This is a genomic window from Ideonella sp. (genome assembly GCF_041287625.1).
GTDB lineage: Bacteria > Pseudomonadota > Gammaproteobacteria > Burkholderiales > Burkholderiaceae_C > Ideonella.
Window position 1 is genome coordinate 86,007 of record NZ_JBGGNH010000070.1, and the last position, 10,588, is coordinate 96,594.

At 69.0% G+C, this 10,588-nt stretch carries 11 protein-coding genes; 1 reads left to right on the top strand and 10 read right to left on the bottom strand.

The window, feature by feature from the left end; translation table 11 throughout:
* Nucleotides 1–4: 4 nt before the first annotated feature.
* The 8 genes from ACAH41_RS26275 to ACAH41_RS26310 form a co-directional block, all read right to left on the bottom strand.
* Nucleotides 5–403 carry a DUF971 domain-containing protein gene (locus ACAH41_RS26275; RefSeq protein ID WP_325654796.1) on the bottom strand — a complete coding sequence of 133 codons (399 nt, stop codon included), beginning with the start codon at nucleotides 401–403 and terminating at the stop codon, nucleotides 5–7.
* Between the two features lie 31 nt (nucleotides 404–434).
* On the bottom strand, nucleotides 435–824 hold the full coding sequence (gene rbsD / locus ACAH41_RS26280; RefSeq protein ID WP_325654797.1) for a D-ribose pyranase: 390 nt from the start codon (nucleotides 822–824) through the stop codon (nucleotides 435–437).
* On the bottom strand, nucleotides 821–1,771 hold the full coding sequence (gene rbsK / locus ACAH41_RS26285) for a ribokinase (protein ID WP_370538664.1): 951 nt from the start codon (nucleotides 1,769–1,771) through the stop codon (nucleotides 821–823). The genes rbsD and rbsK overlap by 4 nt, the downstream gene beginning before the upstream one ends.
* Nucleotides 1,768–2,793, bottom strand: coding sequence for a LacI family DNA-binding transcriptional regulator (locus tag ACAH41_RS26290; protein ID WP_325654799.1), 1,026 nt, complete (start codon nucleotides 2,791–2,793; stop codon nucleotides 1,768–1,770). Before ACAH41_RS26290 ends, rbsK begins: the two co-directional genes overlap by 4 nt.
* A 6-nt stretch (nucleotides 2,794–2,799) precedes the next feature.
* Nucleotides 2,800–3,801, bottom strand: coding sequence for an ABC transporter permease (locus ACAH41_RS26295; protein ID WP_325654800.1), 1,002 nt, complete (start codon nucleotides 3,799–3,801; stop codon nucleotides 2,800–2,802).
* Nucleotides 3,798–5,375 carry a sugar ABC transporter ATP-binding protein gene (locus ACAH41_RS26300; protein ID WP_325654802.1) on the bottom strand — a complete coding sequence of 526 codons (1,578 nt, stop codon included), beginning with the start codon at nucleotides 5,373–5,375 and terminating at the stop codon, nucleotides 3,798–3,800. The genes ACAH41_RS26295 and ACAH41_RS26300 overlap by 4 nt, the downstream gene beginning before the upstream one ends.
* Nucleotides 5,376–5,391: 16 nt before the next feature.
* Entirely contained in the window at nucleotides 5,392–6,342 is a 951-nt protein-coding gene (locus tag ACAH41_RS26305) for a sugar ABC transporter substrate-binding protein (RefSeq protein WP_325654804.1), read from the bottom strand.
* A gap of 162 nt (nucleotides 6,343–6,504) precedes the next feature.
* Nucleotides 6,505–6,735: a hypothetical protein gene (locus tag ACAH41_RS26310; RefSeq protein WP_325654806.1), complete on the bottom strand. Its 231-nt coding sequence runs from the start codon at nucleotides 6,733–6,735 to the stop codon at nucleotides 6,505–6,507.
* A 103-nt stretch (nucleotides 6,736–6,838) separates the two neighbouring features.
* Between ACAH41_RS26310 and ACAH41_RS26315 the strand changes: the two genes are divergently transcribed.
* The gene (locus ACAH41_RS26315; protein WP_325654808.1) at nucleotides 6,839–7,738 is read left to right on the top strand and encodes a LysR family transcriptional regulator; all 900 of its coding nucleotides are present in this window, start codon (nucleotides 6,839–6,841) and stop codon (nucleotides 7,736–7,738) included.
* A 1-nt stretch (nucleotide 7,739) separates the two neighbouring features.
* Here the strand turns inward: ACAH41_RS26315 and ACAH41_RS26320 are convergent, their stop codons facing one another.
* On the bottom strand, nucleotides 7,740–8,213 hold the full coding sequence (locus ACAH41_RS26320; protein ID WP_370538665.1) for an HIT family protein: 474 nt from the start codon (nucleotides 8,211–8,213) through the stop codon (nucleotides 7,740–7,742).
* Nucleotides 8,210–10,588, bottom strand: a 2,379-nt coding sequence (locus tag ACAH41_RS26325; protein WP_370538666.1) for a DUF3400 domain-containing protein, incomplete at its 5' end; no start/stop codon positions are given. The genes ACAH41_RS26320 and ACAH41_RS26325, both read right to left, overlap by 4 nt.

Here is a 10,588-nt window from a genome sequence, read left to right on the forward strand (position 1 = left end):
CGGTTCAATGCGACGCGCAGGCGCTGCCGGGCTTGGGCGGCATCGGCCTGTCGCGGTCCACGCCATTGGCCTTCAGCTGCGCCTCGTAGCGGGCCCAGAAGGCCGGCTGCTGCGAACCCATCTCGTACAGGTAGGCCCAGGTGAAGATGCCGGACTCATGGCCATCGTCGAACTGGGGCTGGATGCCGTAGTGGCCGACCGGCGCCACGCCGCTGATGCCGACCTCGCGCTTGCCAGTCTGCACCGTCTCCTGGCCGGGCCCGTGGCCCTGCACCTCGGCGGACGGCGACATCACGCGCATCAGCTCGAACGGAATGTGGAAGACCTGGCCATCGTCGAAGCTGATTTCCAGCTGGCGCGAGGCCTGGTGCAGCGTCAGGGCGGTGGGAGTGGGGGTGGGCACAGCCGGCAGTTTAGCCGGGCTGGCCTTGCCCTCAGAAGGTGACGCCGGCGATCAGCAGCACGTTCGCATATGGCGTGCATTCGCCCGTGCGCACCATCACGCGCGCCTCCCGGCACAGCTGCTTGAAGTGCGCATGCGTCACCGTTTCCGGCTTCACGGGCAAGCTGCACCAATCGGGCAAGTCGCCGCCTGTGCGTTCCACTGCCTCGGTAGCGATCACCGCGCGCTCGACCTGCATCTCGCTCAGCACCGCCTTCAGCACCTCCGCGGTGGACGGTATGCCCGGCGTCAGCGCCAGGTCGATGCGGCGCGGGCCGGGCGGGATCGGCAGGCCGACATCGCCGATCACCAGCATGTCGCCATGGCCCAGGCTGGCAATGGCGTGGGACAGCTCGGCATGCAGCAAGGCAGTGCGTTTCACAGCGGGCTCCAGGGCGAAGGCTGCGGCGAGGCGTCGACCTCGGCCGCGGTGGGAATCGAAGGCTGGGCGCCGGGCCGGGTGACGCACAGCGCCGCGGCGCGCACCCCGCGCTGCACGGCGGTGTCCAGCGCCTGGCCCTGGCCCAGTGCCACGGCCAGCGCGCCCATGAAGGTGTCTCCGGCAGCGGTGGTGTCCACCGCGGTGACGTGCATGCCGGGGTGGTGCCGGCAACCTGCACTGTCTGCCGCAACGGCACCGGCCGCGCCCAGCGTGACGACCACGCGCGCCGGCCCGCGGCCCAACAGCGCCTGCGCCGCCAGCGCGGCCTCGGCCGGCGTGTCCACCTCGCCGCCGGCCAGCGCCGCAGCCTCGGTCTCGTTGACCACCAGCGTGTCCACCAGCGGCCACAACGCTGCCGGCAAGGGCTGCACCGGCGATGGGTTCAGCAGCACGCGGCAGCCAGCGGCCTGCGCCAGCCGCGCTGCGGCCAGCACTTCGGCCAACGGAACTTCAAACTGGGCGACCAGGCAGTCCGCCTGCGACAGCACGTGGGTCAGCGCGCCCGCATCCAGCACGAAACGGCCGTTGGCGCCGGCCGCAACCACGATGCGGTTCTGCGCCGCATCGTCGACCAGGATGGTCGCCACGCCGGTGGGTGCCTGCGTGTCGATCTGCAGGCCTATCGCGTCGATGCCATCGGCCTGCAGCGCCGTGCGCAGCGCCTGGCCATGGCCGTCGGCCCCCAGCCGGCCGAACAGCTGCACCTCGCCACCCAGCCGCGCGCAGGCCACGGCCTGGTTGCCGCCCTTGCCGCCCGGCAGGTGGTTCAGCGACTGGGCCATCACGGTCTCACCGGCCTCGGGCGCCCGCGCCACGCGCAGCACCAAGTCCATGTTCAAACTGCCGACCACCACGATGCGAGGTCGATCCGTCAAAGCGTCATTCATGCAGTCAAGGAATCTGAAGTCTGAAAGGCCGCCGTCGAGCCGCGCCGCCGCAGCTCGGGCTGCAGCAGCACCTTGCGCGGCTCGCGCCGCTTGCCGTGGATGCGCTCCAGCAGCATGTCCACCGCCAGCGCGCCAATGCGCTGCTTGGGCTGGGCCACGGTGGTCAGCGGCGGGCTGGTGAAGGCGGCGAGTTCGATGTCGTCGAAGCCGACGATGGACAGCGCCTCCGGCACGCGCAGGTGCCGCTCGTGCGCGGCGCACAGCGCGCCCATCGCCATCAGGTCGTTGCAGACGAACACCGCGCTGGGCGGCACGGCCAGCGCGAGCAGCGCCTGCATCGCCTCGAAGCCGCCCTGGCTGGTGAACTGACCGTGGGTCAGCAGCTCCGGTGCTGGCAGGCGGGCTTCGGCCAGCGCCTCGCGCCAGCCGGCAATGCGCTGCTCGCTGGGCACCAGGCCCTCGGGCCCGCCAATGCAGGCGATGCGACGGTGGCCCAGGTCCAGCAGGTGCTGCGTGGCCAGCAGCCCGCCCTGGCGGTGCGCCGTCTCGACCAGGTCGCAAGGCTGCTCGCCGACCTCGATCTCGCGGTCCACCAGCACGGTAGGAATCGACAGGCCGACGAGCTGCTGCGCCAGCGACGCGTCGCGGCCGGTGGAGACAACGATCAGCCCGTCGATGCGGCGCTCAGCCAGCACCTGCAGGTAGCTGCCCTGGCGGTTCGCCTCGTCCTTGGTGTTGCAGAGGATCAGGTTGTAGCCGGCGCCGAAGCAGCGGTCTTCCACGCTGTGCACCACCTCGGCGAAATACGGGTTGGAGCTGTTCGGGATCAGCATGCCCAGCGTGCGCGTGTTGTTGCTCTTCAGGCTGCGCGCGATCGCGCTGGGCACGTAGCCCTGCTCGCGGATCGCCGCTTCCACCCGCTCGCGGCTCTCGGGGCTGACATGCCGCGTGCCGTTGACGACGTGCGACACGGTCGTCACCGACACCTGGGCCTGGCGGGCAACGTCCTTGATGGTCGCCATGGCCGTTCAGGCGGCGCCGCGGCGCTGCCGCAGCGTGTCGACGATGACGGCGGCCACGATGACGGCGCCGGTGATGATGCGCTTGCTCGGCTCGCTGGCACCGACCTGCGCCAGGCCGGCCTCCAGCACCGCGATGATCAGCACGCCAAACGCGGTGGTGATGACCGAACCGCGCCCGCCCATCAGGCTGGTGCCACCGATCACGACCGCGGCAATGACCTGCAGCTCCACGCCGGTGCCGGCATTCGGGTCCGCCGCTTCCAGCCGGGCCGACTGCATCAGGCCCGCCAGGCCGGCCAACAGGCCGATCAGCGCGAACACCGCAATGCGGATCGGCCGCGGGTCCACGCCGGCCAGGCGCATGGCCTCTTCGTTGGTGCCGATGCCGACCATGCTGCGGCCGAACACCGTGCGCGACAGCACCAGCTGCGCAGCGATGACGATCAGCACCGCCAGCACGAAGGCCGAGGACACACCGAAGGCCACCGGCGCGGCCAGCCAGGAAATGGCATCGCCCACGTACTGGGTGCGCGAATCGGTCACCAGGTAGGCGCTGCCCCGCACCGCCTCCAGCATGCCCAACGAGACGATGAAGGACGGCAGCCGCCAGGCGACAGCCACCGCACCGGTGACCGCGCCGCACAGCAGCCCGGTGGCCAGCGCCAGCACGGCAGCCGCCGGCACGCTCCAGTGCCACTGCAGGATGGCCGCTGCCGAGGTGGCGGCCGACAGCGCCATCACCGAGCCGACCGACAGGTCGATGCCGGCAATGATCAGCACGAAGGTCATGCCCACCGCCATCACTGCCAGCGCGGGGATCTCGTTGGCAATGGTGACAAAGGTCTCGCGGCTCCAGAAGTATTCGGATAGCCAGGAGAACAGGCCCACCATGCCGACCAGCACCAGGGCCAGCCCGAGGTAAGTGCCGAGCTGGGTGCGCCAGACCGGCGCTGCGGCCTTGGCGGGCGGCGTTTGGGTGGCGGGTTGTGAGGTCACGGCTTGGTTCATGAAAGAGAGGATGCTGTCGCCGCGGCCTGACCGGGCTCGGAAGACTTCGAGAAAGCGGCCGAGAGCAGCAAGGATTCGGTCCATTCGCCACGTTCGAACACGGCCACCAGGCGCCCGGCGCTCATCACGCCAATGCGGTCGGCCATGGCCATCAGCTCGCGCAGGTCGGACGAGACCATCAGCAGCCCGCGCCCGTCGCAGGCCATCTGGTCCAGCTCGGCGTAGAGGTCGGCACGGGCGCCCACGTCCACGCCGCGCGTCGGCTCGTCCAGCAGCAGCACGCGGGTGCTGCGGTGCAGCCAGCGGGCGAACACCACCTTCTGCTGGTTGCCGCCAGACAGCTGCCCGACCGGCTGCTCGCTGCCGCGGCAGCGCACGCGCAGCCGCTCGATGAAGCCGCGCACCAGCGTGTGTTCGTGTGCACCGCGCAGCCAGCCGCCGCGCGAGACGGCAGCCAGGTCCGACAGCGTCGCGTTGATGCGGATCGATTGCGACAGCAGCAGCCCCTGCGACTTGCGGTCCTCGGCAACCAGGCCGATGCCGGCCGCAATCGCCTGCACCGGCGACGCAAAGCCGCGCGGAATGCGGCGCTGGACCTCGCCCGAATCGTCATTCAGCACCAGCGTGCCACTGTCTGCCCGGTCGGCGCCGAACAGCAGCCGCAGCAGCTCGGTGCGGCCGGAGCCGACCAGCCCGGCAATGCCGAACACCTCGCCAGCGCGCACCTCCAGGCTCACGTCCTGCACCACCGTGCCGCGGCCCAGGCCTTCGGCGCGCAGCAGCACAGCGCCGGCCTCTCGGCGCGGCCGGTGCTCCAGCTCGCTGACCGAGCGGCCCACCATGCGCTGCACCAGGTCGGCCTCGCTGAGGCCCGCCATCGCGCGCAAGTCCACCAGCCGGCCGTCGCGCAGCACCGCCACGCGATCGGCAATGCGACGCAGCTCTTCGAGCCGGTGGGAGACGTAAACGATGGCCACGCCGCGCGCGGTCAGGCGTGCGATCTGCTCGAACAGCCGGCTGGTTTCGCGCGGCGTGAGCATCGCGGTGGGTTCGTCCAACACCAGCACGCGGGTGTCGTCCTGCAGGTTGCGGGCAATTTCCACCATCTGCTGCTGGCCAATGCCCAACCGCGACACCGGCGTCGCCGGGTCGATGTCGTCCAGCCCGATCTTGGCCAGCTGCAGCCTGGCCGCCGCATGCAGCGCACCGCGCCGCAGCCAGCCGGCGCGGCTTGGCAAACGGCCGAGGAACAGGTTCTCGGCCACCGTCAGCGTGCCAACCAAGCCCAGCTCCTGCATCACCATGCGCACGCCCAGGCGCTCGGCCTCCTGCCGCGTGGCTGGCGCATAAGCCTGGCCGGCCAGCCGCAGGCGACCCAGCGTGGGCCGCTCCAGCCCGCAGATCAGCTTGGACAAGGTGCTCTTGCCCGCGCCGTTTTCACCCGTCAGCGCCAGCACCTCGCCGGCATGCAGCGAGAAGCTCAGTTCGTGCAGCACCGGCGTGCCGCCGTAGGCCTTGCCGACGCCGTCGATCTCGAGCAGCGGCACGCTGGACGGGGTTGGTGCTTGGGACATGGCGTTCGCGGCAGTTTTACTTGCTGCCCTTGGTCACCAGCACCACGTCGGTCTTGGCTTCGGCGGGCAGCTGGGCCTGCGGCGTCTTGGCGGCCAGCGCCTTCAGCGCCAGTTCGATGCCGAACACGGCCTGCTTGGCCGCGAACTGGTCGGCCGTGGCCAGCATGCGGCCGTCGGCCAGCATCGGCTTGATCGCGGTGATGTTGTCGTAGCCGACGACCTGCACCTTGCCGGTCTTGCCCGCGGCCTTCACCGCCGCCACCACGCCCAGCGCCATGCTGTCGTTGCCGGCCAGCAGCGCCGTCAGGTCCGGGTGCTCGCGCAGCATGCCGGCGGCCACGGTGTTGCCCTTCTCGATCTCCCACTGGCCGGACTGCACGCCGACCACGGTGATGTTGGCCGCCTTCATCGCATCCTGGAAGCCCAGCGTGCGCTGCTGCGCATTGAAGGTGGTGGACACGCCTTCGACGATGCCTACCTTGTCGCCCGCCTTCAGCGACTTGGCCAGGAAGTCGCCCACCAGCTTGGCGCCCATGCGGTTGTCCGGGCCGACAAACGGCACGTTCAGGCTTTTTTCCTTCAGCGCATCGGTGTCCAGCCGGTTGTCGATGTTGACCACCAGGATGCCCTTGTCCACCGCGGCCTTGATGGCCGGCACCAGGGCCTTGGAATCGGCCGGCGCGATGACGATGGCGCTGACCTTCTGCGCCACGGCCTGCTCGACCATCTTGATCTGCGCGGCCGTGTCGGTCTCGTTCTTGATGCCGTTGGTGACCAGCGTGTACTCGCCGGCATGGGCCTTCTGGTGTGCCTTGGCGCCGTCTTCCATGGTGCGGAAGAATTCGTTGGCCAGCGACTTCATGACCAGCGCGACCTTGGGCTTGTCCTGCGCCATCGCGGGCGTGGCCAGCAGGCCGGTGACGGCCAGGGCCGCGGCAATGTGGAGGGAGCGGCGAGTGAAGGACATGGTGTCTCCTGGGTCTGTGTTGGTGTGTCCGGCTGATCGCCCGTCCGCCCGGTTCAGGACGCGACAGGATCGTCAGCGGACGCCATCCTACCGAAAGCAAACGTTTGCGCAAACGTTTGCTTGTCAGTGAAAACCCCAAACCACCGGCCGCAAGACGGGGGCTCAGCGCCCTTCACCGCGGCAGAACCAGTCGACCTGGTCCGGCCCGATGCCTAGGTCGGCCAGTTCGCGCGTGCCCATTTCACGCAGCAGCGCGTGGGCGCGGCGCGCCTCGGCCCGCTCGCGTGCCCGGGCCCGCAGCGCGCAGGCGGCAGACCACAGCGCGGCCGCCCGGCGGCGCAACGCGGCGAACAAGGACGGCTGGGTGGCAATGCGGGAAGCCTGCGTGGACATGGTGTGCTCCGTTGAAAGGCCTTTGAAGGCCGGCTCACCATGCTCGCGGCGGGATTAAGATTTGAAAAGTTGAAAGAACTGAGCAAACCCTTCAGGAAAGCTGATGCGAAGCCTGAACCTTGACCAGCTGCGCACGCTGGTCACCATTGCCGACCTGGGCACCTTCGCCGCCGCCGCGCAGGCGCTGCACCTGGCGGCGCCCACCGTGAGCCTGCACGTGAGTGAACTGGAGGCGCGGCTGGGTGCGCCGCTGCTGGAACGCGGCGGCAAGCAGGTGCGCATGAGCGCGGCCGGCGCGGCGTTGATCGAACGCGGCCGGCAGTTGCTGAAGGAGGCGGACGACGCGGTCGACCAGGTGCGGCGCTTCGCCGAAGGCCGCGAAGGCAAGGTGCGGCTGGGCACGTCCACCGGCGTGCTGGTGCATTTGCTGCCGCGGGTGCTGGCGGTGCTGAACGAGCGGCATCCGGGCATTGACGTGGAGGTCGCCATCCTCGGCTCGCTGGACACCATGGACCGGCTGGCGGCGCGCACGCTGGACATCGGCATCGTGGCGCTGCCGCAGGCCGAGCTGCCGGAACTGCTGCTGCAGCCCTGGCGCAGCGATCCGATGATGGCTTTCCTGCCACCGCGCTGGACCGTGCCGGAAGTCGTCACGCCTGCCTGGCTGGCCACGCAGCCGCTGGTCGCCAACGACAAGACCACGATGATGCACGGCCTGGTGGCCGGCTGGTTCGGCGCGGCCGGGCTGGCGCCGCGGGCGCGCATCGAGCTCAACTACACCGAGGCGATGAAGAGCCTCGTCAGCGCCGGTTATGGCGCGGCGGTGCTGCCGCTGGAACGCAGCGCCGACACGCCGCTGCCTTCGCCGGAAGTGATGCAGCTGCGCCCGCTGGACCCGCCGCTGACACGCCACCTCGGCGTGGCCCACCGCGTGCCCGAGCGGCTCGATGCCGCAACACGCCAGGTGCTGGCGGTGCTGGCCGAGATGGGCCAGCCGGGCTGAATCAGCGACCGAGCAGCGGCCCGACCGCCGCGCGCACGCGCTGGTCCAGCGTGGCCAGCGGCACGGCCAGGCGCGCCGCGGCATCCGCCACCTCGCGCTGCTTCGCGCCCCAGATCGGCTGCGGGAACTGGGCGTCCCAGTTGAAGCGGGCGATCACATGCCAATGCAGGTGCGGCACCATGTTGCCCAGCGCCGCCAGGTTGACCTTGGTGGGCGCCAGCGTCTCGATCAAGGCCTGCTCGACCGCGGCGACCACGTCCATGCAGTGCAAGCGGTCGGCCGCATTGAGGCCACTGAATTCCGCGACGTGGCTGTGCCAGATCACGCGGTAGAAGGCGGGAAAGTCCGGCGCATCCAGCACGCGAATGACCTGCAGCCGCGCGTCTTCGGCAATGCGCAGCGCGGTGCCGGCAGCGGCCGGCTCGCACAGCGCGCAGCCGGGGTGACGGAACAGCGCTGGGGTGGCGGCAGTCACACCAGCACCCGTTCGATGCCGCCGGCGTTGGCGCGTGCCACGTACTTGGGCATCCAGTCCTCGCCGAGGATCTTGCGCGCCATCTCGACGACGATGTAATCGGCCTCCAGCAGGCCGCTCTTCAGGTCGTCACCATAGCGCGAGAGGCCTTGCAGGCAGCTCGGGCAGGAGGTCAGGATCTTCAGGTTCTGGTCCGCGCTCACGGTGCCGTCGGCCCGCAGCTGGGTCTCGACCTTGCGGATCTCCTCTTCCTTGCGGAAGCGCACCTGGGTCGCGATGTCGGGCCGGCTCACGCCCAGCGTGCCGCTTTCGCCGCAGCAGCGTTCGCTCTTGACCACCTCGCTGCCGACCAGCGCCTTCACCGTCTTCATCGGCTCCTGCAGCTTCATCGGGCTGTGGCAGGGGTCGTGGTAGAGGTAACCGGCGCCGCTGGAGGTGTCCAGGCGGATGCCCTTTTCCAGCAGGAACTCGTGGATGTCGATGATGCGGCAGCCGGGGAAGATCTTGTCGAACTGGTAGCCCTGCAGCTGGTCGTAGCAGGTGCCGCAGGAGACGACCACGGTCTTGATGTCCAGGTAGTTCAGCGTGTTGGCCACGCGGTGGAACAGCACCCGGTTGTCGGTGATGATCTTCTCGGCCTTGTCGAACTGGCCCGAGCCGCGCTGCGGGTAGCCGCAGCACAGGTAGCCTGGCGGCAGCACCGTCTGCACGCCGGCATGCCACAGCATGGCTTGCGTGGCCAGGCCGACCTGGCTGAACAGCCGCTCCGAGCCGCAGCCGGGGAAATAGAACACCGCCTCGGTTTCCTGCGTGGTCGTCACCGGGTTGCGGATGATGGGCACGTAGTCGGCGTTCTCGATGTCCAGCAGCGCGCGCGCCGTCTTCTTCGGCAGGCCGCCCGGCATCTTCTTGTTGATGAAGTGGATCACCTGCTCCTTGATCGGCGCGGTGCCCACGGTCGCCGGCGGCGCGCTGGTCTGCTTGCGGGCGGCCAGCTTCAGCACGTCATGCGCCAGGCGCTGGGCCTTCATGCCCACGCCCACCATCGCGCCACGGGCCAGCTTGATGGTTTGCGGGTTGGTGGCGTTGAGCATGAACATCGCCGCGGCATTGCCGGGCCGGAAGCTTTTCTGGCCCATCTTGCGCAGCAGGTTGCGCATGTTCATCGAGACGTCGCCGAAGTCGATGTTGACCGGGCATGGCGTGAGGCATTTGTGGCAGACGGTGCAGTGGTCCGCAACGTCCTCGAATTCCTCCCAGTGCTTGATCGACACGCCGCGGCGCGTCTGCTCCTCGTACAGGAAGGCCTCGACCAGCAGCGAGGTCGCGAGGATCTTGTTGCGCGGGCTGTACAGCAGGTTGGCACGCGGCACGTGCGTGGCGCAGACCGGTTTGCACTTGCCACAGCGCAGGCAGTCCTTGACCGAGTTCGCGATGTCGCCGATGTCGCTCTGCTGCATGATCAGCGACTCGTGCCCCATCAGCCCGAAGCTGGGGGTGTAGGCGCGTGACAGGTCGGCCGCATGCACGTCGTCGCCCAGGCGTTGCAAGGCCTCACCGCGCAGCAGCTTGCCCTTGTTGAAGCGGCCTTCCGGGTCCACGCGCTGCTTGTAGGCGGTGAAGTTGGCCAACTCGTCGTCGGTCAGGAACTCGAGCTTGGTGATGCCGATGCCGTGCTCGCCGGAAATCACGCCATCCAGCGAACGGGCCAGCACCATGATGCGGGCCACGGCCTGGTGCGCCGTCTGCAGCATCTCGTAGTTGTCGGAGTTGACGGGGATGTTGGTGTGCACATTGCCGTCGCCGGCATGCATGTGCAACGCGATCCAGACGCGGCCTTTCAGCACCTCCTGATGGATGCGCTTGCACTCTTCGAGCAGCGGCGTGAAGGCCGCACCGGCAAACAGCTCTTGCAGGGGTTTGAGGATTTGCCGCTTCCACGAGGCACGCAACGAGCCGTCCTGGATCTGGTCGAAGAAGCTGCGCTGAACGTCCGCTTGCACCACGTCCAGGCCCTGCAGCCAACCCAACCACAGCGCACGCACTTCGCGCAGCAGCGCCAGCGCCTGCTGCACCCGGTCTTCCAGCAGTTCAGCGCTCGGGATCTCGCCGGCGTCGTCGGTCTTGCCCAGCGGCAAAGTGCCCTTGGCGAAGAAGGCTTCCAGCTTGTCGACCAGCGCCAGCTTGTTGCGCAGGCTGAGCTCGATGTTGATGCGCTCGATGCCCAGCGTGTACTCGCCCATGCGTTCGAGCGGGATCACCACGTCTTCATTGACCTTGAAGGCGTTGGTGTGCTTGCTGATGGCCGCGGTGCGCTTGCGATCGAGCCAGAACTTCTTGCGCGCATCCGCCGACACCGCCACGAAGCCCTCGCC